Source organism: Mycobacterium sp. IS-1264, assembly GCF_001954195.1.
In the GTDB taxonomy this organism is placed as follows: Bacteria; Actinomycetota; Actinomycetes; order Mycobacteriales; family Mycobacteriaceae; genus Mycobacterium.
On the sequence record NZ_MBES01000065.1, the window covers coordinates 108,148 to 133,053 of the forward strand.

Genomic DNA, 24,906 nt, shown 5'->3' on the forward strand with positions numbered 1-24,906 from the left:
CCTCGCTCGTGTGTCCGAGGGGGGACTTGAACCCCCACGCCCATTAGTAGGGCACTAGCACCTCAAGCTAGCGCGTCTGCCATTCCGCCACTCGGACCGACCAACGAGAGTTGGCAGCTAAGGCTATCGGATGGGCCCGGGCGGACCCAACCCAGCTGGTGGCTCCGCGCCGCCGCCCGTCGGCCCCGGCGATGGTCGGGGCAATGGTAGGAAAGGTGGTTGTGACCGGTGAGACCGACGTGCCCCACGCCACCCCCGATAAGGCCGACGATAAGGCCAGGGATGACGTGGTCGAAGTTGTGAGCAGGTTGATCCGCTTCGACACCACCAACACCGGTGATCCCGAGACCACACAGGGTGAAGCGGAGTGCGCGCGCTGGGTCGCCGAGCAGCTCGAGGATGCCGGATATCGGCCCGAATACCTCGAATCCGGCGCGCCCGGACGGGGCAATGTGTTCGCCCGTCTCGAGGGCGCGGACCGATCGCGCGGCGCGCTGCTCATCCACGGGCATCTCGACGTGGTCCCGGCCGAACCGGCCGAGTGGAGTGTCCATCCGTTCTCCGGAGCGGTCGAGGACGGCTATGTCTGGGGCCGCGGCGCGGTCGACATGAAGGACATGGTCGGCATGATGATCGTGGTCGCTCGCAAGCTGAAGCGTGATGGCATCGTGCCGCCGCGCGACCTCGTGTTCGCGTTCGTCGCCGACGAGGAGCACGGCGGCCAGTACGGGGCGCGCTGGCTGGTCGACAATCGGCCCGATCTGTTCGACGGGATCACCGAGGCCATCGGTGAAGTGGGTGGGTTTTCCCTCACGGTGCCGCGTCCCGACGGCGGCGACCGCCGCCTGTACCTGATCGAGACCGCCGAGAAGGGCATCCAATGGATGCGGCTGACCGCCCGCGGCAAGGCGGGGCACGGTTCGATGGTGAACGATCAGAACGCGGTCACCGTCCTCGCCGAGGCCGTCGCGCGGGTGGGCCGCCACCAGTTTCCGCTGGTACTCACCGACACCGTCGTCGAGTTCCTGGCCGCCATCAGCGAGGAGACCGGTCTGACATTCGACACCGATTCGGCCGATCTGGAGGGGACAATCGAAAAGTTGGGGCCGATGGCCCGCATGCTGAATGCGGTGCTGCGCGACACCGCAAACCCGACGATGCTCAAGGCCGGATACAAGGCCAACGTCGTCCCGGCCACCGCGGAAGCGGTGGTCGACTGCCGCGTGCTGCCCGGTCGGCAGGCGGCGTTCGAGGCCGAAATCGACGAGTTGATCGGCCCCGACGTGACTCGCGAATGGATCAGGGATTTGCCGGCGTATCAGACCAGCTTCGACGGGGACCTGGTCGACGCGATGAACGCAGCCGTGCTCGCGATCGACCCGGACGGCCGGACGGTTCCCTACATGCTATCCGGGGGTACCGACGCAAAATCCTTCGCGCGCTTGGGTATTCGTTGCTTCGGCTTCAGCCCGCTGCGATTGCCTCCGGATTTGGACTTCTCTTCGTTGTTCCACGGCGTCGACGAACGGGTACCCATCGACGCATTACGGTTCGGCACCGACGTGCTGGCCCACTTCCTGACACATTGTTAGACCCACTGTTAGACCCACTGCTAGGTCAAATCGTTAAGAGAGAGAGGATCGCCCATGAGCTTGCCGACCGACCCGTACGACGCGCTACCCAAGCTGCCGTTTTTCAGCCTGAGTTCGAACTCGATTACCAACGGCCAGCCGCTCGCCACGCCGCAGATCAGCGGGATCCTGGGCGCCGGGGGAGAAGACGTCAGCCCGCAGTTGAGCTGGTCGGGATTCCCCGACGAGACGCGTAGCTTCGCGGTCACCGTCTACGACCCCGACGCTCCGACGCTGTCCGGGTTCTGGCACTGGGCCGTAGCCAACCTGCCCGCCGACGTCACCGAATTGCCCGACGATGCCGGTAATGGCGGCGAGTTGCCCGGCGGCGCTCTGCAATTGGTCAACGATGCGGGGATGCGCCGCTACGTCGGTGCGGCGCCGCCCCCCGGTCATGGCGTGCATCGCTACTACGTTGCGGTGCATGCCGTCGACGTCGACAAGCTCGACCTGCCCGAGGACGCCAGCCCCGCGTTCCTCGGTTTCAATCTGTTCCAGCACGCCATCGCGCGGGCCTACATCTACGGGACGTACGAACAGACCTAAGGATTTTGCAGCCGGGAATCGTGTCCGCGTCGACATCGGCTCCGAATAAAGATTGTGGAACCGCGCGGGTGCGTATTGGTCCTGCCGGGCGGCAAGGCGCGAAGCGAAGAGGCCTCCCGGTGGTGGCAACTGGCCAACGTCCGGATGATGTTGGTGGCCAAGGCGTTGCGGCGCCGGCTCGGGCCCGACGTCGAGGTGCGGCGCGTCCAGTATCGGTATCGCGGGTGGAATGGGCCCCGCCTGGACGCGCTGCGCGACGCCAAGCATGTGCTCGACGCGGTGCGCAACCGGTTTGAGCCGAAAAGCATTGTGTTGGTGGGGCATTCGATGGGCGGCCGGGTAGCGGCGCACCTGGCGGGCGGTTCCGACGTGGGCGCGGTGGTGGCGCTCGCGCCGTGGTGGGTCGGCGGCGATGGTGAGCTGATTCCGCCGGCCACTCGACTGCTGGTGCTGCATGGCACCGCAGATACCTGGACCGACCCGGGTGCATCGCGCATGCAGACGTTGCGGGCCGGTGAGCGCGGGCTGGCCGCTCAGTGGGTGGGCGTCGAGGGCGCCGGCCACTACATGGTGCGGAGGTGGGCCGAGTGGCATCGCCGAACCGTCGATTTCGTCGCCGACTACCTGCGGCGGTGATCCTGTCGGTGGGCAGCGATAGTATTCGAACATGCATTCGAGTAGTCGCGAGGAGATCGAGGCGGACTACGCCGCCTTGCGCGAGGTGATGTCGCGGATTGTCGCTCACCGGTACGACGCGCTCACCACGCCGGAGCGGTTGACCTTGCTCGAGCAACTTGAGCGCGAGACGCGGAGGCTTCGGGTGCCGGGCCATGAACTCATCAATCAGCTCGCCGAGCAGGCACCGCTTGAGGAGCTGGGCGGCACACTGGCCGCGGCATTGGCCGGCCGACTGCGCATCACCCGCGGCGATGCCCGCCGGCGGGTGGCTGAGGCCGCCGACCTGGGTGCGCGCCGTGCGATCACCGGCGAACCACTGCCTTCAATATTGACCGCAACGGCCGTGGCCCAGCGCGAAGGCAAGATCGGCGCCGGCCATGTCGACGTGATCCGGCGATTCTTCAACCAGTTGCCAAGCTCGGTAGACCTCGATACTCGCGCGTGCGCCGAAGCGCAGCTGGCCGGTCTAGCTGTCCAGTTTCGGCCCGACCACCTTGCCAATCTCGCGAGGCAACTCGCCGCCTACCTCAATCCGGACGGGAACTTCAGCGACGAGGATCGCGCGCGACGCCGTGGGCTGAACCTCAGCACACAAGACATCGACGGGATGTCGCGGCTCAGCGGCTGGTTGACGCCTGAGGCCCGTGCCACCCTCGAGGCGGTGCTGGCGAAACTCGCCGCCCCCGGCATGGCCAACCCCGACGACGACACCCCGACGGTCGACGGGCCACCCGCCGAGGAAGTGGCACGGCGCGACATTCGCAGCACCACGCAACGCAACCACGACGCTCTCAATGCCGCGCTGCGCGCGCTGCTGGCATCGGGAAAACTCGGCCAGCACAACGGGTTACCGGCATCCATCATCGTGACCACCACGCTGAAAGACCTCGAGTCGGCATCCGGTCGGGGGCTCACCGGCGGCGGCACCCTGCTGCCCATGACCGACGTCATCCGCCTGGCCCGTCATGCGCATCAATACCTTGCGATCTTCGACAAGGGCGAAGCCCTGGCCCTGTATCACACCAAACGGCTGGCGTCGCCCGCTCAGCGAATTGTGCTGTACGCCAAGGATCGTGGTTGCACGCGTCCCGGCTGCGATGTGCCCGGCTACCTGTGCGAGGTGCATCACGTCGAAGACTGGGCGACCACCCACCGCACCGACATCAATGGGCTCACCCTGGCCTGCGGCCCCGATCACAAACTCGTCCAGCCGGGCGGCTGGACCACTCGAAAACGCAAAAATGGTGACACCGACTGGATCCCGCCGCCCCACCTCGACTACGGCCAACCCCGCAGCAACACCTTCCACCATCCCGAGAAGGCGCTCTACGAGGAAGGCGGCGCGGCAGAGGACGAAGATGACGAGGACGGGGCAGCCTGAGATCTAGCCCGGCGGCCGCTCCGGCTTTCTCGCCGCCGAGCCGACCGCGTCGGCCAGCGAGGCGAACCCGCCGTCGCGCAGCCGCCGGGCGATGCCGTCGTGAATGTGCTTGGGCCACAAGCCCCCGCCGTAGATGAACCCGGTGTACCCCTGCAGCAACGACGCCCCCGCGGTGATCCGCTCCCAGGCGTCGTCCGCCGTCTCGATGCCCCCAACGCTGATCAGCACCATGCGGTCGCCGACGCGCGCGTAGAGCCTGCGCAGCACCTCGGCGGCGCGGGCCGCGACCGGCGGCCCAGAAATGCCGCCGCTGCCCAGCTCGTCGACGCCCGGCGTGGCCAGGCCGTCACGCGACACCGTCGTATTGGTGGCCACGATGCCGGCCAAGCCCAATTCGACTGCCAGATCGGCGATGTCGTCGATGCCGGAATCCGAGACATCGGGCGCGATCTTCACCAGCACCGGGGCCGACGTCTCGGCGAGTACGCCCGACAGGATGGGCCGCAGCGACTCGACCGCCTGCAAATCGCGCAGCCCCGGAGTGTTCGGCGAGCTGACATTGACCACCAGATACGACGCAAGCGGGCCAACCAGTCGCGCGCTTGCCCGATAGTCGTCGACGGCGTCGGTGGCCGGGGTGTCCTTGGTCTTGCCGATGTTCACCCCGATCGGCACCTCGGGCCGCTGATGGGCCAGCCGGATCGCCAGCTGCCCGGCGCCGCGGTTGTTGAACCCCATCCGGTTCAGCAGGGCTCGGTCGGCCGGCAACCGGAACAGGCGCGGGGCCGGGTTGCCCGGCTGCGGGTGGGCGGTCACCGTCCCCACTTCGGCGTAGCCAAAACCCATCGCCCCCCACGTCAGCAGCCCCATGCCGTCCTTGTCGAAACCGGCGGCCAGGCCCAGCGGTCCGGGAAAGCGCAGCCCGAACACCGTGCTCGCCAGCACCGGGTCCCGCGGGCCCAGCAGCCGGTGCAGCAATCGTCGTGTCAAGGCGAGGGCCGTGCCGGCGCGGAGCACGGCGAAAACCAGCGTGTGGATGCGCTCCGGCGGCACCATGAAAAACAGCCGGCGAAGAATGCGATACATCACAGCTCAGGCTGGTCGGGCCGCCGACCCGGGGAGCCCGCACCGTCGAGGCGAGATTTCTTACGGCGCAACAAAACCCGCCTACTGCCGTCGGTGTATAACCGCACCCGGGTGAGTTCCCAGCCGCGGTACTCGGCCTCGATGGACAGCCGAATGGACGCGCTGAGTCGGGTCACTTCGGGCGGCAGTCGCAACGGTATCCACTCGTACTCGTCGGACATCTCGGCGACCCAGCCCGCCGGCAGCCGACTCCACCGCGGCGCGGCCCGACTCGTCACGGCGTGCCTGCCGCGCGCTCGATGATCTGGATGCCCGCTCCCGACCCTGACACCACGTACAAGGTGTCCGACGCATCGTCAAAGGCCAGCGAGTTGGGTTGCTGCACGGTTGGGTATCGCACCCTTTCGACGGGAATTCCGGTTGACAGATCGTAACCAATGACTGTGTTCGACGCGGTCTGGGACACCCAGGCCAACGCGTGCGAGCCGGCCAGGCCGTAGGGGGCCTGGCGCACCGGATAGGCCTGACGCAGGATCAGCGGGTCCACACCGTAGACCAGGAGTTCGCCGCCGCGAGTGTCGGCGACCAGGACTCGGCCCAGCGGATCCGCGGCAAGCGTCGTCGCGCCCTGGCCGGCCCGCAGCGCAAGCTCGGCGCGACCGTCGGCGCCGATAGTGGTCACCGAGGTTTGTCCACGATCCAGAACCACCGCCGTATTTCCTTGTGTCACAAGGGAATCGACGCGGGCAAAGATCTTGTTCCGGCTTTCGACCTTCGCGGTGCTAGCGGTGCCATCGCTGTGAGGCGCGGCAGGTGTGGAGGCGAGTATGTAGACGGCACCGTCGGCGCTGCCCAACACCAGCTTGCCGTCGGCGCGGCGCGCGATCGCGGTGAAATCGACCCGCTCGGCACCGCTGACACCGACCTGCGTCGTGTGCCCGGCGGCTAGATCGACCGCGAAATAGCCCCCGCGTGTTGCCAGGTAGGCGGTGCCGTGGCCGTCGCCGGTCAGGGCGGCCGCCGGGCCCTGCAGCGCGGTCGCACGCGCCGCGGCCTGCGCGCCACCGAACACCGCGACACTCGCGGGCGCCGCCGGATCCGCGCCGGGGACCAGGACGGCCAGCTGGTGAGTGTCGCCGTCGAAAACCGCGGCCTGAGCGTCACCGGGTAGCGGTCTGACCGCACCGGCTGGAGGCGCCGACACCGGCGGCGATTCGGCGGCCCGTGCCGGCTCGATCGTGGGCGGCTTCGGTGACGTGAGCGGGTTCGACGAACAACCGACGACCAGCGCCAGCAAAAGCAACAGACCGACAAAGCGGCAGCTCTTTAAGCAGCTATGCCCTGACAGCAACAATCGACCTTCGAGTGGGGAGCATGGAGTTCACATTTTAAGGAACGGTTTCGCATCCAATCTGGCATCCAATCTGACCATGTTGCCCACACGCGGTCGTTCTGGAGAGGTATGGTCGCGATATGACCGTCATCGTTGACCGGCATACCGCAGACAAAGAGTTTGCTATCGAAGACATTTCGACAGGCATTTTTGCCAGCGGGTATGGACAAGTCGGTGATGGACGCAGTTTTTCCTTCCACATTGAGCATCGTTCGCTCGTCGTCGAAGTTTACCGGCCGCGGCTTTCGGGGCCGGTTCCGCAGGCCGAGGACGTAGTCGCGAGGGCGGTTCGCAGCCTGTTCGACATCGATGTCACCGACGTGCGCAGCCTGACCGCGGCGGTCCGCGACTCGGTCGCGCACGCGGTGCCCGTCCCGCGCTAGGCACGTCAGCTAGTCATATCCCGTCGCAGTCACCCGCAGCGGGTACGGTCGTCGTGACATGACCGTCATCCTGTTGCGCCACGGCCGGTCCACCTCGAACACCGCCGGGATCCTGGCGGGCCGCTCCGAGGGCGTCGACCTCGACGACAAGGGCCGCGAGCAAGCCGCGGGGCTGATCGACCGGCTCGGCGACCTGCCGATCCGCGCGGTCGTGACGTCCCCGCTGCTGCGTTGCCGACGCACCATCGAACCGCTCGCCGAATCGCTGTGTCTCGAGCCGGTCATAGACGAGCGGATCGCCGAAGTCGACTACGGCGAATGGACGGGCCGCAAAATCGGCGAGTTGGCGAAAGAGGCGTTGTGGCGCGTGGTTCAGGCCCACCCCAGCGCGGCGGTATTCCCCGGCGGTGAGGGTTTGGCGCAGGTACAGGCGCGCGCCGTGGCCGCCGTCCGCGAACACGACAAGCGGATCGCCTTGGAATATGGGGGAGAACATGGCGGCGATGCGTTATGGGTGGCGTGTACCCATGGCGACGTCATCAAGTCGGTGATCGCTGACGCCTACGGGATTCATCTGGACGGATTCCAGCGGGTCACCGCCGACCCCGGGTCGGTGAGCGTGGTCAGTTACACACCGCTGCGTCCGTTCGTGTTGCACGTCAACCACACTGGGGCGCGGTTGTCGGCGGCGTTGCGCGCCGGGCCCCAGAAGGACCAACAGCCGAAGGACGAGTCCCAAAAAGACCAGGCCCAAAAAGACGAGCCCCAGAACGAAGAGCCTCAGAACGAAGAGCCCCCGAAAGACGAGCAGCCCCAGAACGACGAGCCCGTCGAGCCCGTCAGCGAACTGCCGCCGAGCGATGCGGTGGTCGGAGGCTCCACCGACTAGTTCGGCCGGGACAACCGAATCGGATCGCACGGCCAGGGCAACTGCCGGTATTTTGGAAGTGCCATGTCCCGCGCAATTCATGTCTTCCGCACCCCCGACCGCTTCGTGGCCGGCACCGTTGGCCAGCCCGGAAATCGCACCTTCTACATCCAAGCGGTCGGCGATTCGCGGGTGGTGTCGGTGGTGTTGGAGAAGCAACAGGTCGCGGTGCTCGCCGAGCGCATCGGTGCGCTGCTGCTCGAAGTGAATCGCCGGTTCGGCACGCCGGTTCCACCGGAGCCCGCCGAGGTCGACGACCTCAACCCGCTGATCACCCCCGTCGACGCGGAGTTTCGGGTCGGGACCATGGGTTTGGGCTGGGATTCGGAGGCACAGACCGTGGTGGTCGAACTGCTCGCCGTCACCGACGCCGAATTCGACGCCTCGGTGGTGCTCGACGACACCGAAGAGGGGCCCGACGCGGTCCGGGTGTTCCTGACGCCGGAGTCGGCCCGGCAGTTCGCGACCCGCTCCAATCGGGTGATCTCGGCGGGGCGCCCGCCCTGCCCGCTGTGCGACGAACCGTTGGACCCGGAGGGGCACATCTGCGCGCGCACCAACGGCTATAAGCGCAGCGCGCTGCTCGGGCCCGACGATGAACCCGAGCAATGACGACGCGGTGGCCCAACGTGAGGTGCTGCGGGACGGCGAGCTGACGGTCCTCGGACGCATCCGTTCGGCCAGCAACGCCACCTTTCTGTGCGAGTCGACGCTCGGTGAGCGCAGTGTGCATTGCGTCTACAAGCCGGTCGCCGGCGAGGCGCCGCTATGGGATTTTCCCGACGGGACGCTGGCCGGCCGCGAACTCGGCGCATATTTGGTGTCGACACAGCTGGGCTGGAACATCGTGCCCTACACCGTGATTCGTCACGGGCCGGCGGGCCCCGGCATGTTGCAGCTGTGGGTGGAGCAGCCGGGCGACACTCTTGATTCCGATTCCGATTCCGAATCCGATGCCGGGCCCGACCTGGTCGACCTGTTTCCCGCCGGCAAACCGCAGCGGGGTTACCTGCCCATCCTGCGGGCCTACGACTACGCCGGCGACGAGGTCGTCCTGATGCACGCCGACGACATCCGGTTGTGGCGGATGGCGGTCTTCGATGTGTTGATCAACAACGCCGACCGCAAGGGCGGCCACGTCCTGCGCGACATCGAGGGCCACATCTTCGGTGTCGACCACGGGGTGTGCCTGCACGTCGAGAACAAGCTGCGCACGGTGTTGTGGGGCTGGGCGGGCAAGCCGATCGACGACAAAACGCTGGACGCGGTCGCCGCGCTCGCGGACGCCCTCGGCGACTCGTTCGGCGACGAGCTGGCCGGCCACATCACCCGGGCCGAAATCGCGGCTCTGCGCAGGCGCGCCCACGCGCTGCTGGACAACCCGGTGATGCCGGAACCGAACCGTCATCGCCCCATTCCCTGGCCGGCGTTCTAGGGCGCGGCTCTTTCGGGGCGTACCGGTCGGCAATCCGGTCGGCAATACTGAACCGGTGACCCCGGCGCCGGATGAGATGACGGACGCCGCGCTGGCCGCCGACCTGGCCGCGGACGCGGGGGAGCTGCTGCTGAAGGTGCGCGAGGAGATCGGTTTCGATTCTCCCTGGGCACTGGGCGACGCGGGGGACAGCCTGGCCAACGAGTTGATCCTGCGGCGACTGCGCGCGGAGCGACCCGGCGATGCCGTGCTCAGCGAGGAAGCCTACGACGACCTCTCGCGGGTGAATCACGACCGGGTGTGGATCATCGACCCGTTGGACGGCACCCGTGAGTTCTCCACGCCGGGGCGCGACGACTGGGCGGTACACATCGCGCTGTGGCAGCGTGATGGGGTCCCCGCCGACGAGCACCGCGAAATCACCGACGCGGCAGTGGCTTTGCCGGCGCGCGGCAACACGGTGTACCGCAGCGACACCGTGACCGACGGCGCCGCGCGCACCGGCATTCCGCACACCTTCCGGATAGCCGTCAGCGCCACCCGCCCACCCGCGGTTCTCTACCGTATGCGCCAGACGCTGCACATTCAGCCGGTGGCGATCGGCTCGGCGGGCGCGAAGGCGATGGCCGTCATCGACGGCGACGTCGACGCCTACGTGCATGCGGGGGGCCAATGGGAATGGGACTCGGCGGCCCCGGCCGGGGTACTGATGGCAGCGGGCATGCACGCGTCGCGGCTCGACGGCTCGCCGCTGCGCTACAACCAGCTCGACCCGTACCTGCCCGACTTTGTCATGTGCCGTGCCGAGGTGGCGCCGATCCTGCTCGGTGCCATCCGCCAGGAATTTCCCTGATTCCGCGCGCGTTTAGAGTCGACGTTATGCAGGCGTGGTCTTCCGCACAGGTCCCGATGGTTCCGGGACGCGGCCCGGAGCTGCGGCTCTACGACACCTCCGACCGGCAGGTGCGCCCGGTGGCGGCCGGCACTCAGCCCGGCTCGACCGCGTCCATGTACGTCTGCGGGATTACCCCCTACGACGCGACACACCTGGGCCACGCGGCCACCTATCTGGCATTCGACCTGGTCCATCGGGTCTGGCTGGACCTCGGTCATGACGTGCACTACGTGCAGAACGTCACGGACGTGGACGACCCGTTATTTGAACGCGCCCAGCGCGACGGCGTCGATTGGCGTGAGCTCGCCGACCGCGAGGTCGCCCTTTTCCGCGAGGACATGGCGGCGCTGCGCATACTGCCGCCACGCGAATACGTCGCGGCGACCGAGGCGATTCCCGAAGTCGTCGAACTCGTCGAGAAAATGCTCGCCTCCGGCGCCGCGTACATCGTCGACCCCGAAATGGGGGAGCACCCCGACATCTACTACCGGGCCGACGCCACGCCGCAGTTCGGCTACGAGTCGGGCTACGACCGCGACACCATGCTTCGGTTGTTCGCCGAGCGCGGGGGCGACCCGGACCGGCCGGGCAAGACCGACGAGCTCGACGCGCTGCTGTGGCGGGCCGCACGTCCGGGCGAACCGAGTTGGCCGTCGCCGTTCGGCGCCGGCCGGCCCGGCTGGCATGTCGAATGCGCGGCCATCGCGCTGAGCCGCATCGGCAGCGGCCTGGACATCCAGGGCGGCGGCAGCGACCTGATCTTTCCGCATCACGAATTCACCGCCGCCCACGCCGAATGTGTAAGGGGCGAAAGGCGATTCGCCCGGCATTACGTGCACGCCGGGATGATCGGCTGGGACGGGCAAAAGATGTCCAAGAGCCGCGGCAACCTGGTGCTGGTGTCGGCGCTGCGAGCGCAAAGCGTTGAGCCATCGGCGATTCGGCTTGGTCTGCTGGCCGGGCACTATCGCGCGGATCGGTTCTGGAACCAGCAGGTGCTCGACGATGCGACCGCACGGCTACATCGCTGGCGCACCGCGACCGCGCTGCCCGCCGCCCCCGACGCCGCCGACGTTGTCGCCCGGGTGCGCCGCTATCTGGCCGACGACCTGGACACTCCCAAAGCGATCGCCGCACTTGATGGTTGGGCCACCGACGCCCTGGAATACGGCGGGCACGACGCGAGCGCGCCGAAGCTGGTGGCCACCGCGATCGATGCGCTCCTCGGAGTGGCCCTGTAGGAGTGGCCCTGTAAGAGTGGCCCTGTAAGTCACTAATCAGCAACTGCTGGGTCTCGATCCGCACAACAATCTGGGTGGACGGCGTGTCATAGGTCACCATCGACGGAGCAACGCGTAGCGCGCGTCAACCGCAAAGGTGATTGCTTGATGCTCAGTCGTTTTCGCCGTGTGGCTGGCGTGGTCAGCACCGTCGGCATACTAATCCTTGCGCTGGACACCGTGCACGCGTCGGCGGCGGCCACGGAGAGCCCGAACCTGCTGATGAATCCCGGCGCCGAACTTGGCGACCCTTCGCTGTCGGGATACAGCTCGGTGACGATCCCGGGCTGGACCGTGACCGGCACACCGACCGTGATCAAGTACGGCACCCTGCGCCGCCTCCCGTGGCCTCTCCAGTCCCCGGGGCCGATGCTCCCCGCGGCCGCAGGCTATCCCCGCGCCCAGAACGGGCCCCCGGACGGCGGCGTGCAGTTCTTCGGCGGCGGACCCGTCGCCACATCCACGCTCGCCCAGGTCGTCGACCTGTCCGGCGCGAAGCAACTGATCGACACCAGCACCGTGCCCTACACCTTGAGCGGATGGCTCGGGGGCTGGCTACAAGACCCGTCAGAAGCGTCGGTCACCGTCACCTTCCTAGCCGCCGACGGATCGCAGCTGGGCACGCCGGGCAAGATCGGGCCGGTCGGTCTGCTCGATCGCGGGTTGAATGCCAAACTCCTGCAACGCCAGACCACCGGGCCGGTGCCCGCGGGCACGCGCAGCGCACGTGTGGTCGTGACCCTGAAAGACAAGAATCCGTTGTTCGGCGCCTACAACAACGCCTACGCCGACAACATCTCGTTCACTATCGGCGCTCCGCTGCCGGCCCCACCGCCGCCCACACCGCCGGCGTCGAAAGTCGGCCCCCTCGACCATGTGTTCCTGATCTATCTGGAGAACCATGGCGTGAAAGACATCGTCGGCAGCCGCAACGCGCCGTACACCAACGGCCTCATCGACAACTACGGATACGGCTCGAACTACTACGCCCAATCCCACCCCAGCCTGCCGAACTACTACCCGATCCTCGGCGGCTCCGACTTCGGCTTCAACTACAACTGCGAGCTGGACTGCTTCGACGAACACAACCTCGTCGACAACATCGAGGCGGCGCACGGGGGATGGGCCGCCTACGAGCAATCCATGCCGCAGCCGTGCTTCAAGCAGTCCGCGGGTCCCTACGGTCCCGGCGAACTACCGTTCCTCGCCTTCCACGACATCGCCGCCAACGACGCTCGCTGCCAGGCGCACGTGCTGCCGCTGCAAAGGATGGCCACGGATCTCGCATCGACGTCCACCACGCCGAACTTCGTCTGGTGGGCTGCCGACGAAAACCACAACCAGGAAGGCCCCGTCAACCTCGAGTTCATCATCAGCCTGCTGACGGATCATCAGTACAACATCAAGGCCGGCGACCAATTTCTCGCGGACACGCTGCCCATCATCCTGAACTCGCCCGCATTTCGAACGCAGCGCAGTGCCATCTTCATCACCTGGGACGAGGACTACAACAACATCTCGCTGGGTGTGGGCAACGAGGGCAACCACATCCCCATGATCGTGATCCCGTCACCGAATTCCGGTATGCGCCAAGGCCACCTCGTCGCCGCCAACTTCAACAACCACTACAGCGTGCTGCGCACCATTGAGGACGCCCTCGGAATGCCGCGGCTCACCAACAACGACAAGTTCGCGCAACCGATGAACGACTACTGGCCGTAGTCTGTGCGCGCCAAGGGAATTACCCTCGTCTCATGAGCAAGCTGGCCGGGAACCTGGACGGCAACCTGGACGGCAACCTGGACGGAAAAGTCGTCTTCATTACCGGCGGCGCCCGGGGAATCGGCGCCGAGGTCGCCCGCCGGCTAGCCGATAAGGGCGCCAAACTCGTGCTGACCGATCTCGACAAGGCAGCGCTGGACTCGCTGGCCGGCCAACTCGGCGGCGACGACCAGGTGCTGACCGTGGTAGCCGACGTGCGGGACCTGCCCGCCATGCAGGCCGCGGCCGCCGCGGCCGTCGAACGCTTCGGCGGCATCGACGTCGTCATCGCCAACGCCGGCATCGCCAGCTACGGTTCGGTGCTGCAGGTCGATCCCGAGGCCTTCAAGCGCGTGCTGGACGTCAACCTGCTCGGCGTGTTCCACACCGTGCGCGCCACGCTGCCCGCGCTGATCGACCGGCGCGGCTATGTGCTGATCGTCTCTTCGCTGGCTGCGTTCGCGGCCGCCCCGGGGATGGCACCGTACGACATGAGCAAGGCCGGCAACGAGCACCTCGCCGCTGCGCTGCGCCTCGAGGTCGGCCATCTCGGCGTCGGCGTCGGGTTGGCGCACATGTCGTGGATCGACACCGCTCTGGTCCGCGATAGCACCGCAGACATGCCCGCGTTTGGCGAGCTGCTTGCTTCGCTCCCTTGGCCGCTGAACAAGACGACATCGGTGGAAAAGTGCGCGACCGCTTTCGTCAAAGGCATTGAGGGCCGCAAGTCGCGCGTGTACTGCCCGCGCTGGGTCGCCGTGTTCCGCTGGCTCAAGCCGGTGCTCTCCACGCCGGTCGGCGAATTTCCCGTGCGCAAGACATGCGCCGAGCTGGTGCCCCGGATGGACGCCGAGGTCGCCGCGCTCGGCCGCGCCACCAGCGCCTACAACGAAGCGTTGGGTAAGGGAGGCGTTGGGTAAGGGAGGCGTTGGGTAAGGGAGGTAAGACCTAGGGTCAGCGCCCGAAACCAGGGCGGCGGCGGCGCAGATACTTTTCGAACTCGGCGGCCAGCGCGTCACCGTCGATCTTGCCGAGGGCCTCGTTCATGTCCACCTCGGCGTCGCCGCGCTGTTCCAGCGACACCACGTATTCGGCGAGATCCTCGTCCTCGGAGGTCATCTCGGTGACCGCCTGTTCCCACTCCTCGGCTTGCGCCGGCAGGTCCGCCAGTGGAACCTCGATGTCCAGCACGTCTTCGACCCGGCGCAACAGCGCCACCGTCGCTTTCGGGTTCGGCGGCTGAGACACGTAGTGCGGCACGGCCGCCCAGAAGGTCACCGCCGGAATCCCGGCGGCCACGCAGGCGTCCTGGAACACGCCCGCGATTCCGGTCGGTCCCTCGTAGCGGGTTTCCTCCAAGCCGAAGCGTTTCGCCGACTCGGGGGAGTAGGCCGCCCCCGACACGGGCACCGGCCGGGTGTGTGGGGTGTCGGCCAGCAGCGCGCCAAGGATGACGACGGTATCGACGTTGAGCTTGTCGGCAATGGCCACCAGTTCGGCACAGAACGTGCGCCAGCGCATGTTCGGCTCCACCCCGTGCATCAGGACCACGTCCCGGTCGCTGCCCGGCGGCCGGCAATGTGTGATCCGCATCGCAGGCCACACCAGCTCGCGGGTGACGCCGTCGACCTGTCGGATGACCGGGCGATTCACTTGGTAGTCGTAGTACGCCTCGTCGTCGATCTCGACGATCGGGTCGGCCTCCCAGATGGCATCGAGGTGCTCCAGCGCGTCACTGGCCGCGTCGCCCGCGTCGTTCCAGCCCTCGAACGCCGCCACGACGATCGTGTTGTGCAGTTCGGGCAGCTTGCCGCCATCCGGGCCGCCATCGGGCTGAGTCACAGAATCAGCCTACGGCGTGCCGTCACACACAGGGCGTTTGCATAGGCCGACTATCCTTATGGCATGACCGCCCAGTTACAGTCGAAATACCTGCGGCTGCAAACTGGTTAACCTTGGTAACTACCACGTCGCCGACAAGATCCGCGAACTGTCCTTCACGGGCACCGCGATCGCGGCGATGAGTTGGGCGTCCAGACGTCGATCGGGGTGACGACGTAGACTTTTCTGGTCGAGAGGCGTTGCAACGGATCCGGGTGCATCCTGGTATCCGCCACGCTCGGCAGAGTCGACGTTGTTGACGAGAAGGACGCCTTCCGTTACGGAAGGAGTACGCGTGAGCGCCGCCCCGCCGAATACTTTTGCGCCGAACATCCGTCCCGACTGCACCGAGGAACTGACGGCGGCTCTGCGCCAGCGGATCATGGTGATCGACGGCGCGATGGGCACGGCGATCCAGCGGGACAGGCCGGACGAGGCCGGCTACCGCGGCGACCGGTTCACCGAGTGGCCCACCGCTCTTCAGGGCAACAACGACCTGCTCACCCTGACGCAGCCACAGATCATCGAGGGGATCCACCGCGAGTACCTCGAGGCGGGCGCCGACATCCTGGAGACCAACACGTTCAACGCGAACGCGATCTCGCTCTCCGACTACGACATGGCGGACCTGAGCTACGAGCTGAATTACGCCGGCGCCGCCCTGGCCCGCAAGGCCGCCGACGAATACAGCACCCCGTCCAAGCCCCGCTACGTCGCCGGGGCGATCGGGCCGACCACGCGGACCGCGTCGATCTCGCCGGACGTCAACGACCCTGGGGCCCGCAACGTCTCCTACGACCAGCTGGTCGGCGCCTACCTCGAATCCGCCAATGGCCTGGTCGACGGTGGTGCCGACCTGCTCATCATCGAGACGATCTTCGACTCGCTGAACGCGAAGGCGGCGGTGTTCGCCGTCGAGACGCTGTTCGAGGAGCGGGGACGCCGCTGGCCCGTCATCATCTCGGGCACCATCACGGATGCCTCCGGGCGCACGTTGTCCGGTCAGGTCACCGAAGCATTCTGGAACGCGATCAGGCACGCCAAACCGATCGCGGTCGGCCTCAACTGCGCGCTCGGCGCGCCGGAGATGAGGCCCTACATCGCCGAGATGTCGCGAATCGCAGACACTTTCGTCTCCTGCTACCCGAACGCCGGTTTGCCCAACGCTTTTGGCGAGTACGACGAGACCCCGGAGCGTCAGGCCGGCTACATCGCCGACTTCGCCGAGGCCGGTCTGGTCAACCTGGTCGGTGGCTGCTGCGGGACGGCGCCGCCGCACATCGCCGAGATCGCCAAGGTCGTTGAGGGCAAGCCGCCGCGTGAGGTGCCGAAGATCCCGGTGGCCACCCGGCTGTCGGGCCTGGAGCCGCTCAACATCACCGACGACTCCCTGTTCGTGAACATCGGTGAGCGCACCAACATCACCGGCTCCGCGCGGTTCCGCAACCTGATCAAGGCCGAGGACTACGACACCGCGCTGTCGGTCGCCCTGCAGCAGGTCGAGGTCGGTGCGCAGGTGATCGACATCAACATGGACGAGGGCATGATCGACGGCGTCGCCGCGATGGACCGGTTCACCAAGCTGATCGCGGCCGAGCCGGACATCAGCCGCGTCCCGGTGATGATCGACTCCTCCAAGTGGGAGGTCATCGAGGCGGGGCTGAAGAACGTGCAGGGCAAGCCGATCGTCAACTCGATCTCCATGAAGGAGGGCGAGGAGAAGTTCATCCGCGAGGCGCGGCTGTGCCGCAAGTACGGCGCGGCCGTCGTCGTGATGGCCTTCGACGAGCAGGGCCAGGCCGACAACCTGGAGCGCCGCAAGGAGATCTGCGGGCGCGCCTACCGGATTCTGACCGAAGAGGTCGGCTTCCCGCCCGAGGACATCATCTTCGACCCGAACTGCTTCGCGCTGGCGACCGGCATCGAGGAGCACGCGACGTACGGGATCGACTTCATCGAGGCCTGCGCCTGGATCAAGGAGAACCTGCCGGGTGTGCACATCTCCGGCGGCATCTCGAACGTGTCGTTCTCGTTCCGGGGCAACAACCCGGTCCGCGAGGCGATCCACTCGGTGTTCCTGTTCCACGCCATCAAAGCCGGCCTGGACATGGGCATCGTCAACGCCGGCGCGCTGGTGCCCTACGACTCGATCGACCCCGAGCTGCGCGAGCGGATCGAAGACGTCGTTCTGAACCGTCGCGAGGATGCGGCCGAACGGCTCCTGGAGATCGCCGAGCGCTTCAACAAGTCCGGTGAAGCCTCCGAGGACCCGAAGGCGGCCGAGTGGCGATCTCTCCCGGTCCGCGAGCGGATCACGCATGCGCTCGTGAAGGGGATCGACGCCCATGTCGACGACGACACGGAGGAGCTGCGGGCCGAGATCGCCGCCGCGGGCGGTCGCCCGATCGAGGTGATCGAGGGCCCGCTGATGGACGGCATGAACGTCGTCGGTGACCTCTTCGGCTCCGGCAAGATGTTCCTGCCCCAGGTGGTGAAGTCGGCCCGGGTGATGAAGAAGGCCGTCGCTTACCTGCTGCCTTTCATCGAGGCGGAGAAGGAGCAAAACGGGACGGCCGCCTCGAAGGACACCAACGGCACGATCGTGATGGCGACGGTGAAGGGCGACGTCCACGACATCGGCAAGAATATCGTCGGAGTTGTCCTGCAGTGCAACAACTTTGAGGTGATCGACCTCGGTGTGATGGTGCCCGCCGAGAAGATCCTGGCCGCGGCGAAGGAGCACGACGCCGACATCATCGGACTGTCCGGCCTGATCACCCCGTCGCTGGACGAGATGGTCAACTTCGCGGCCGAGATGGAACGCGAGGAGCTCGAGATCCCGCTGCTGATCGGCGGCGCGACCACCTCGCGCGCTCACACGGCCGTGAAGGTGGCGCCGCGTCGTAGCGGTCCGGTGGTCTGGGTCAAGGACGCGTCCCGCTCGGTGCCGGTCGCCGCCGCGCTACTCGACGACAAGCAGCGTCCCGCCCTGCTGGAGGCCACCGAGAAGGACTACGCATCGCTGCGCGAACGGCACTCCCAGAAGAACGAGCGGCCGATGCTGACGCTTCAGACGGCCCGCGCGAACCGGACGCCGATCGACTGGGACGGTTACACGCCGCCGGTGCCCGCCCAGGGCCTCGGCGTGCGGGAATTTCTCGACTACGACCTCGAAGAGCTGCGCGAGTACATCGACTGGCAGCCGTTCTTCAACGCCTGGGAGATGAAGGGCCGCTTCCCCGACATCCTCAACAACCCGGCCACCGGAGAGGCCGCCCGCAAGCTGTACGACGACGCCCAGGAGATGCTCGACACCCTGATCAAGGAGAAGTGGCTGAGGGCCAACGGGGTGATCGGCTTCTTCCCGGCGAACGCGGTCGGCTCGGGTATGGAAGACATCGAGGTGTACACCGACGAGACCCGCACCGAGGTGCTGACCACGTTGCACAACCTGCGCCAGCAGGGCGAGCACCGGGAGGGCATCCCGAACCGGTCACTGGGTGACTACATCGCGCCCAAAGAATCGGGTCTCCGGGACTACGTCGGTGCCTTCGCCGTCACCGCGGGGCTCGGCAGCCAGGAGAAGATCGCGGAGTTCAAGGCGGCCCTCGACGACTACAGCGCGATCCTGCTGGAGTCGGTAGCCGACCGGCTGGCAGAGGCGTTCGCCGAGCGGATGCACCAACGGGTCCGCAAGGAGTTCTGGGGATTCCAGCCGGATGAGCAGCTGGACAACGAGGCCCTCATTGATGAGAAGTACCAGGGAATCCGTCCGGCCCCCGGTTACCCGGCCTGCCCGGAGCACACCGAGAAGGTGACGCTCTGGAATTTGATGGACGTCAAGGAGCGGACCGGCATCGAGCTGACCGAGTCGATGGCGATGTGGCCCGGTGCGGCCGTCAGCGGCTGGTATTTCTCGCATCCGCAGTCGCAGTACTTCGTGGTCGGCCGGTTGGCGCAGGACCAGGTCGCCGACTACGCGAAGCGCAAGGGCTGGACCCTGGCCGAAGCCGAGCGTTGGCTGAGCTCCAATCTCGGCTACAACCCGGAGGACTGAGCGGAAACCGCCGTGACTTTGCTCGTCGCCGCGTGAAACAATCGCTGGCCGTGAAGACCTTCGAGGATCTGTTCGCCGAGCTTGGCGATCGTGCCCGCACCCGGCCGGCCGGCAGCGCGACCGTCGCCGCGCTGGACGGTGGGATCCATGGGCTGGGTAAGAAGATCCTGGAGGAGGCCGGCGAGGTGTGGCTGGCGGCCGAACACGAACCCGACGACGCGCTGGCCGGGGAGATCAGCCAGTTGCTGTACTGGACGCAGGTGCTGATGATCGCGCGCGGCCTGACCCTCGACGACGTCTACCGGAAGCTGTGAGGGCTGTGGGCATGTTGCGCGTCGCGGTTCCCAATAAAGGTGCGCTCAGCGAGCCGGCCACCGAGATCCTCGCGGAGGCCGGCTATCGGCGCCGTACCGACCCCAAGGATCTGACGGTCATCGACCCCGTCAACCAGGTCGAGTTTTTCTTTTTGCGGCCCAAAGACATTGCTATCTATGTCGGTTCGGGCGAGCTGGACTTCGGCATCACCGGGCGCGACCTGGTGCTCGACTCCGATGCGCCGGTGGGAGAGCGCCTGGCGCTGGGCTTCGGCTCGTCCAGCTTCCGCTATGCCGCCCCGGCGGGCCGCAAGTGGGCGACGGCGGATCTGGCCGGCAAGCGCATCGCCACCGCCTACCCGAATCTGGTCCGAAAAGACCTGGCCGAGAAGGGGATTGACGCAACGGTGATCGGGCTCGACGGGGCCGTGGAGATCTCGGTGCAGCTCGGGGTTGCCGACGCCATTGCCGATGTGGTGGGGTCCGGCCGCACCCTGAGCCTGCACGATCTGGTGGCCTTTGGTGAGCCGCTGTGTGATTCGGAGGCGGTGCTGATCGAGCGCACCGATCACGACGGTCGGGGTGAGTCGCCGTCTGAACTGGACGCGGCCCGTGATCAATTGGTAGCCCGGGTCCAAGGTGTGGTGTTTGGTCAGCAATACCTGATGCTCGACTACGACTGCCCGCGCTCGGTGCTGGACAAGGCCACCTCGATCACGCCGGGATTGGAGTCTCCGACCATCGCCCCGCTGGCCGACCCGGACTGGGTCGCAATCCGGGCACTGGTACCGCGCCGCGGTGTCAACGAGATCATGGATGAGCTCGCGGCCATCGGTGCCAAAGCGATTCTGGCGTCCGATATCAGGTTCTGCCGATTCTGATCGCCCTATCGGCGGGACGGCCGCTGTGTTAGCGTCCGCCGTGGGGGAGACCGGCCGAGCTCCAGGGCCGGCACCCCTTTTTGGTGCCGGGCAGTTCATCCTCCAGGAGGGGTCTCCGTGACGCATGCACTAATTCTGCTGATGGCTTTGTTGATTGGCGTGGTCGCCGGTTTGCGTTCGCTGACGGCGCCGGCCGTCGTCGCCTGGGCGGCGTTTATCGGCTGGATCGACCTGCACGGCACGTGGGCATCGTGGGTGGCCAACCTCATCACCGTCATCGTCCTGACCGTTCTCGCCGTCGGCGAACTGGTCAACGACAAGCTGCCCAAGACGCCGGCGCGCACCGCGCCGCCGATCTTCGCCGCCCGGATCGTCACGGGAGGATTCGCGGGCGCGGTGCTGGGCGCAATGCCGCACTGGACGTTTAGCGCGCTGGGGGCCGGCGTGATCGGCGCGGTGATCGGCACCCTCGGCGGTTATCAGGCGCGCAAGCGGCTGGTGGGGGTGACCGGCGGTAAGGACCTGCCCATCGCGCTGCTCGAGGATGCGGTCGCGATCGCGGGCGGCTTCGCCATCGCCGCGTGGGCGGGTCACGTGCTGACGGAGTACGTGCTGACGGCCGTTAAGTGACAGCCGCTAACAGACACCGTTAACAGACAGTCGTTAAATGACAGAGCATTTCGACGCCATCATCGTCGGCGCCGGCCAAGCCGGCCCACCCCTGGCCGGGCGGTTGACGGCCGCCGGGCAGCGGGTCGCGATAGTCGAGCGCAAACTGATCGGCGGCACCTGCGTCAACACGGGATGCATCCCGACCAAGACGCTGGTGGCCAGCGCGCACGCCGCGCAGCTGGCCCGGCGCGGCGCGGAATATGGCGTCGGAACCGGACCCGTCACCGTGGACATGGCGAAAGTCAAAGCCCGCAAAGACGACATCATGCTCAGCGACCGCAAGGGCGTCGAGGATTGGCTTGACGGCATGGACGGCTGCACCGTTTTTCGCGGCCATGCCCGCTTCGAAGATCCGCACACCATCAGCGTCGACACGCAGGACGGTGAACAGCGGCTGCAGGCCGACCGGATTTTCCTCAACGTCGGTGGCCGTGCCGTCGTGCCGGAGATCCCGGGGCTGTCCGATGTCGAGTTCCTCACCAATGTGTCGATCCTCGAACTCGACACGCTGCCATCCCATCTCGTCATCGTCGGGGGCAGCTATATCGCGCTGGAGTTCGCGCAGATGTACCGGCGATTCGGCGCTCCGGTAACCGTCGTCGAACGCGGCTCACGGCTGGCCTCCCGCGAAGACGAGGATGTCTCGACCGCGGTCAGGGAGGTCCTGGAGGCCGAAGGCATAGACGTGGTTCTCGGCGCCGACGACGTCCGAATCCGAAAGAGCGAGAACGGATTCGAACTCATACCTCGCGACGGCGCGGCGCCCATTCGGGGCAGTCATCTGCTGCTGGCCGTGGGACGGCAACCCAACACCGACGACCTGGGGCTGGAAGCGGCCGGCGTGCGGACCGACGGCCGCGGCTATATTGTGGTGGACGACCAGCTCAAGACCAGCGTCGATCACATCTGGGCGATGGGCGATTGCAACGGCAAGGGCGCGTTCACGCACACCTCGTACAACGATTTCGAGATCGTCGCCGCCAACCTGCTCGACGACGACCCGCGCCGGGTGAGCGACCGGATCAGCACCTATGCGCTCTACATCGACCCGCCGCTGGGGCGCGCCGGCATGACCGTCGGCCAGGTCCGCGAGTCGGGCCGCAAGGCGCTGGTTGGCAAGCGTCCCATGACCCGGGTCGGCAGGGCGGTGGAAAAGGGTGAGACGCAAGGCTTTATGAAGGTCGTGGTGGACGCCGAAACCCACGAGATCCTGGGAGCGGCCATCCTCGGCGTCGGCGGCGACGAGGCGATCCACGCCATCCTGGACGTCATGTCGGCCAAAGCTCCGTACACGACGCTGTCGCGCACGATGCACATCCACCCCACGGTGAGCGAGCTGGTCCCCACGATGCTGCAGGAGATGACGCCGCTCGACTAGCGGCTCGATTAGCGGCTCGATTAGCGGATGGTCATGCCGCCGGTTCGGCGTCTCCGGCGAGGGGGTGGTGCACCGAATGCAGCACCGCGTCCGCGCCGCCTTCGGCGGGGTCTTCCGGCCACCCGGGGTAGGGCGGCGGTGTCCCCCCGAAGGCCGGACATCGCTCCTGATGCGGACACCAGTCGCACAACCGCGACGGGCTGGGACGGAAATCGCCCGTGGGCGCGGCGGATTGGATGGCACGCCAGATCGCCATCAGGGTCTTCTCGAAGCGCAGCAGCTCGTCGTGATCCGGTGAGTAGTCCAAGACCTGGCCGTCGGCAAGGTAGATGAGGCGCAGCCGGGCGGGCAGCACCCCGCGTGACCGCAGCAACGCCACCGCATAGAACTTCATCTGGAACATCGCCTTGAACTCGGCCAGGGCGCGCGCTTCCGGCGGTGCCTTGCCGGTTTTGTAGTCGACCACCCGTAGCTCGCCAGTGGCGGCGACGTCGATGCGATCGATGAAGCCACGCAGCAGCGTGCCGTCGGCGAGCTCGACCTCCACGCGCTGCTCGCAGCATTCGGGCTCGAACCGGGTCGGGTCTTCCAGCAGGTAATAGCCGGACAGCAACGCGCGGGCTTCCTCGAGCAGTTCGGTTCGCTGTTCGGGCTCCAACTCGGCGGCCAGGTCCGGCGCGGCGGCAATCACCCGTTCCCAGGCGGGTTCCACCAGCGATCGCGCAGTGTCAGGGACGCGCGACGCGGCGGGCAGGCCGTAGAGCTGCTCGAGCGCCGCGTGCACCACCGAGCCGCGTAGCTGCGCCGTCGACGGCGCCTCGGGCAGGCGGTCGATGGCCCGGAACCGGTACAGCAATGGGCACTGCTTGAAGTCCGCCGCCCGCGACGGTGACAGAGCCGGGCGGGAAGGCGGCCGGGGGCCATCGTCCGGCTGGCCGGTCGTCGGCCCAGTCATGCCCTCCGTCATGCCCGCAGCGTAGGACCGTGCGGCGACAACCCCGAGCACCGACTACGGCGAGTCGGCTGGCAGGCTAGACGGCGTGTCCGCAACCGGCCCGTTTACCGTCGGCGAACGCGTCCAACTCACCGATGCCAAGGGCCGTCACTACACGATGGAGCTCACCGAAGGCGGTGAGTTCCACACCCATCGCGGCGCCATCGCCCACGACGACGTGATCGGGCTGGAACAGGGCAGCGTGGTCAAATCCAGCAGCGGCGCCGCGTTCCTGGTGCTGCGTCCGCTGCTGGTCGACTACGTGATGTCGATGCCGCGCGGGCCGCAGGTCATCTACCCCAAGGACGCCGCGCAGATCGTGCACGAGGGCGACATCTTTCCGGGTGCTCGTGTCCTGGAGGCCGGCGCCGGATCGGGCGCGCTGACCTGCTCGCTGCTGCGTGCCGTCGGACCCGACGGGCGGGTGGTCTCCTACGAGCAGCGCGCGGATCACGCCGAACACGCCCGCCGCAACGTCTCGGTTTTCTTCGGCTCGGAGTTAGGCAGGGCGCCCGACAACTGGCAGCTGATCGTCAGCGATGTGGCGGACTCCGAGCTTCCCGACGCGTCCTTCGACAGGGCAGTGCTGGACATGCTCGCACCCTGGGAGGTGCTCGACTCGGTGTCGCGGCTGACGGTCGCCGGCGGTGTGCTGATCATCTACGTGACCACCGTCACCCAGCTGTCGCGGGCGGTCGAGGCGCTGCGGGCCCAGCAATGCTGGACCGAACCGCGGGCGTGGGAAACCCTGCAGCGGGGCTGGAACGTGGTTGGGCTGGCCGTCCGGCCGCAGCACTCGATGCGCGGGCACACCGCCTTCTTGATCGCGGCACGCCGGCTGGCACCCGGCACAATCGCGCCGGCACCTTTGGGCCGCAAGCGCGAGGCCCGCGACGGCTAACCACAGCTAATCGTCGCCGCGACGCAGCGAGCGCCGCACCGCCAGTAGCTCGAATTCGGGGTGCGCGGCCACCAGGCGTTCGGCCGCGTCGAGGACGTCGACCGCATGTGCGCGGTCACCGGACACGATGGCCACACCGATGCCGGCTCGCCGATACAGATCCTGGGATCCGATCTCCGCTGCCGACACGGCGAACTTGCGGCGCAGCTCGGCCACAACCGGACGGATCACCGATCGCTTTTCCTTGAGCGATCGCACGTCGCCCAGCAGCACGTCGAACTCGAGCCAGCCGATCCACATCCCGCGTGTCAGCCCGGCGGAGGTTGATCGGGTGGCGGAGGCGGCTGCTCCGGAGGCGGGGGCGGGATCGGCGTCGAGGGCGCGGGCGTCGTCGTCGAGGTCGGGCCGGACGTAACCGGGCTCGCGGTCGG

24 protein-coding genes and 1 tRNA gene are annotated in these 24,906 nt (G+C 67.1%); 18 read left to right on the plus strand and 7 right to left on the minus strand.

What is annotated here, in order from left to right:
• Window positions 1-11: 11 nt before the first annotated feature.
• Window positions 12-97 (minus strand) — tRNA-Leu (locus tag A5744_RS15355).
• 106 nt (window positions 98-203) lie between these two features.
• Here A5744_RS15355 and A5744_RS15360 point away from each other — a divergent pair.
• From A5744_RS15360 to A5744_RS15375, 4 genes are read left to right on the plus strand one after another with little or no spacing between them, the layout of a single operon-like run.
• On the plus strand, window positions 204-1,592 hold the full coding sequence (locus tag A5744_RS15360; RefSeq protein ID WP_076062385.1) for a M20/M25/M40 family metallo-hydrolase: 1,389 nt from the start codon (window positions 204-206) through the stop codon (window positions 1,590-1,592).
• 54 nt (window positions 1,593-1,646) lie between these two features.
• Entirely contained in the window at window positions 1,647-2,177 is a 531-nt protein-coding gene (locus A5744_RS15365) for a YbhB/YbcL family Raf kinase inhibitor-like protein (protein WP_076062387.1), read from the plus strand.
• 54 nt (window positions 2,178-2,231) lie between these two features.
• The gene (locus A5744_RS15370; RefSeq protein WP_240563054.1) at window positions 2,232-2,813 is read left to right on the plus strand and encodes an alpha/beta hydrolase; all 582 of its coding nucleotides are present in this window, start codon (window positions 2,232-2,234) and stop codon (window positions 2,811-2,813) included.
• 31 nt (window positions 2,814-2,844) lie between these two features.
• Entirely contained in the window at window positions 2,845-4,236 is a 1,392-nt protein-coding gene (locus A5744_RS15375) for an HNH endonuclease signature motif containing protein (protein WP_076062390.1), read from the plus strand.
• Between the two features lie 3 nt (window positions 4,237-4,239).
• On the opposite strand, the gene A5744_RS15380 is transcribed toward A5744_RS15375, so the two are convergent.
• From A5744_RS15380 to A5744_RS15390, 3 genes are read right to left on the minus strand one after another with little or no spacing between them, the layout of a single operon-like run.
• Window positions 4,240-5,322, minus strand: coding sequence for a quinone-dependent dihydroorotate dehydrogenase (locus A5744_RS15380; RefSeq protein ID WP_076062392.1), 1,083 nt, complete (start codon window positions 5,320-5,322; stop codon window positions 4,240-4,242).
• The gene (locus A5744_RS15385) at window positions 5,322-5,543 is read right to left on the minus strand and encodes a DUF5703 family protein (protein WP_076062445.1); all 222 of its coding nucleotides are present in this window, start codon (window positions 5,541-5,543) and stop codon (window positions 5,322-5,324) included. Before A5744_RS15385 ends, A5744_RS15380 begins: the two co-directional genes overlap by 1 nt.
• Before the next feature lie 53 nt (window positions 5,544-5,596).
• Window positions 5,597-6,673 carry a hypothetical protein gene (locus A5744_RS15390; RefSeq protein ID WP_076062394.1) on the minus strand — a complete coding sequence of 359 codons (1,077 nt, stop codon included), beginning with the start codon at window positions 6,671-6,673 and terminating at the stop codon, window positions 5,597-5,599.
• A 122-nt stretch (window positions 6,674-6,795) separates the two neighbouring features.
• On the opposite strand from A5744_RS15390, the gene A5744_RS15395 reads away from it, so the two are divergent.
• The 8 genes from A5744_RS15395 (at window position 6,796) to A5744_RS15430 (ending at window position 14,317) form a co-directional block, all read left to right on the plus strand.
• Complete coding sequence (locus A5744_RS15395) at window positions 6,796-7,098, plus strand: hypothetical protein (protein ID WP_076062396.1); 303 nt, start codon at window positions 6,796-6,798, stop codon at window positions 7,096-7,098.
• Between the two features lie 58 nt (window positions 7,099-7,156).
• Window positions 7,157-7,987, plus strand: coding sequence for a histidine phosphatase family protein (locus tag A5744_RS15400; protein ID WP_076062397.1), 831 nt, complete (start codon window positions 7,157-7,159; stop codon window positions 7,985-7,987).
• Between the two features lie 63 nt (window positions 7,988-8,050).
• Window positions 8,051-8,638: a DUF3090 domain-containing protein gene (locus A5744_RS15405; RefSeq protein ID WP_076062398.1), complete on the plus strand. Its 588-nt coding sequence runs from the start codon at window positions 8,051-8,053 to the stop codon at window positions 8,636-8,638.
• The gene (locus A5744_RS15410) at window positions 8,622-9,461 is read left to right on the plus strand and encodes an SCO1664 family protein (RefSeq protein WP_076062400.1); all 840 of its coding nucleotides are present in this window, start codon (window positions 8,622-8,624) and stop codon (window positions 9,459-9,461) included. The genes A5744_RS15405 and A5744_RS15410 overlap by 17 nt, the downstream gene beginning before the upstream one ends.
• Before the next feature lie 76 nt (window positions 9,462-9,537).
• A complete protein-coding gene (locus tag A5744_RS15415; RefSeq protein ID WP_076062447.1) occupies window positions 9,538-10,314 on the plus strand; it encodes an inositol monophosphatase family protein in 777 nt (258 codons plus the stop codon).
• Window positions 10,315-10,340: 26 nt separating this feature from the next.
• Window positions 10,341-11,597 carry a cysteine--1-D-myo-inosityl 2-amino-2-deoxy-alpha-D-glucopyranoside ligase gene (gene mshC / locus A5744_RS15420; RefSeq protein WP_076062402.1) on the plus strand — a complete coding sequence of 419 codons (1,257 nt, stop codon included), beginning with the start codon at window positions 10,341-10,343 and terminating at the stop codon, window positions 11,595-11,597.
• 147 nt (window positions 11,598-11,744) lie between these two features.
• A complete protein-coding gene (locus tag A5744_RS15425; RefSeq protein ID WP_076062404.1) occupies window positions 11,745-13,358 on the plus strand; it encodes an alkaline phosphatase family protein in 1,614 nt (537 codons plus the stop codon).
• Between the two features lie 32 nt (window positions 13,359-13,390).
• Complete coding sequence (locus tag A5744_RS15430) at window positions 13,391-14,317, plus strand: SDR family oxidoreductase (protein ID WP_076062406.1); 927 nt, start codon at window positions 13,391-13,393, stop codon at window positions 14,315-14,317.
• 34 nt (window positions 14,318-14,351) lie between these two features.
• Here the strand turns inward: A5744_RS15430 and A5744_RS15435 are convergent, their stop codons facing one another.
• Entirely contained in the window at window positions 14,352-15,203 is an 852-nt protein-coding gene (locus A5744_RS15435; protein ID WP_076062448.1) for a PAC2 family protein, read from the minus strand.
• 457 nt (window positions 15,204-15,660) lie between these two features.
• On the opposite strand from A5744_RS15435, the gene metH reads away from it, so the two are divergent.
• The 5 genes from metH to A5744_RS15460 all read left to right on the plus strand — a co-directional run bounded on the left by metH (window position 15,661) and on the right by A5744_RS15460 (window position 22,580).
• On the plus strand, window positions 15,661-19,335 hold the full coding sequence (gene metH, locus A5744_RS15440) for a methionine synthase (protein WP_240563057.1): 3,675 nt from the start codon (window positions 15,661-15,663) through the stop codon (window positions 19,333-19,335).
• A 32-nt stretch (window positions 19,336-19,367) separates the two neighbouring features.
• Window positions 19,368-19,649, plus strand: coding sequence for a phosphoribosyl-ATP diphosphatase (locus A5744_RS15445; protein WP_076062407.1), 282 nt, complete (start codon window positions 19,368-19,370; stop codon window positions 19,647-19,649).
• An 11-nt stretch (window positions 19,650-19,660) separates the two neighbouring features.
• The gene (gene hisG, locus A5744_RS15450) at window positions 19,661-20,530 is read left to right on the plus strand and encodes an ATP phosphoribosyltransferase (protein ID WP_076062409.1); all 870 of its coding nucleotides are present in this window, start codon (window positions 19,661-19,663) and stop codon (window positions 20,528-20,530) included.
• Window positions 20,531-20,647: 117 nt separating this feature from the next.
• Window positions 20,648-21,160 (plus strand): DUF4126 domain-containing protein, encoded by a 513-nt coding sequence (locus A5744_RS15455; protein WP_076062411.1) that lies wholly within the window; start codon window positions 20,648-20,650, stop codon window positions 21,158-21,160.
• 37 nt (window positions 21,161-21,197) lie between these two features.
• The gene (locus A5744_RS15460) at window positions 21,198-22,580 is read left to right on the plus strand and encodes an FAD-containing oxidoreductase (protein ID WP_076062413.1); all 1,383 of its coding nucleotides are present in this window, start codon (window positions 21,198-21,200) and stop codon (window positions 22,578-22,580) included.
• Between the two features lie 31 nt (window positions 22,581-22,611).
• Here A5744_RS15460 and A5744_RS15465 read toward each other — a convergent pair whose 3' ends face one another.
• The gene (locus tag A5744_RS15465) at window positions 22,612-23,535 is read right to left on the minus strand and encodes a RecB family exonuclease (RefSeq protein ID WP_076062452.1); all 924 of its coding nucleotides are present in this window, start codon (window positions 23,533-23,535) and stop codon (window positions 22,612-22,614) included.
• A gap of 85 nt (window positions 23,536-23,620) precedes the next feature.
• Between A5744_RS15465 and trmI the strand changes: the two genes are divergently transcribed.
• The gene (gene trmI / locus A5744_RS15470; RefSeq protein WP_076062414.1) at window positions 23,621-24,475 is read left to right on the plus strand and encodes a tRNA (adenine(58)-N(1))-methyltransferase TrmI; all 855 of its coding nucleotides are present in this window, start codon (window positions 23,621-23,623) and stop codon (window positions 24,473-24,475) included.
• Window positions 24,476-24,481: 6 nt separating this feature from the next.
• Here the strand turns inward: trmI and A5744_RS15475 are convergent, their stop codons facing one another.
• The gene (locus A5744_RS15475; RefSeq protein ID WP_076062453.1) at window positions 24,482-24,775 is read right to left on the minus strand and encodes a DUF503 family protein; all 294 of its coding nucleotides are present in this window, start codon (window positions 24,773-24,775) and stop codon (window positions 24,482-24,484) included.
• Window positions 24,776-24,906: the final 131 nt, after the last annotated feature.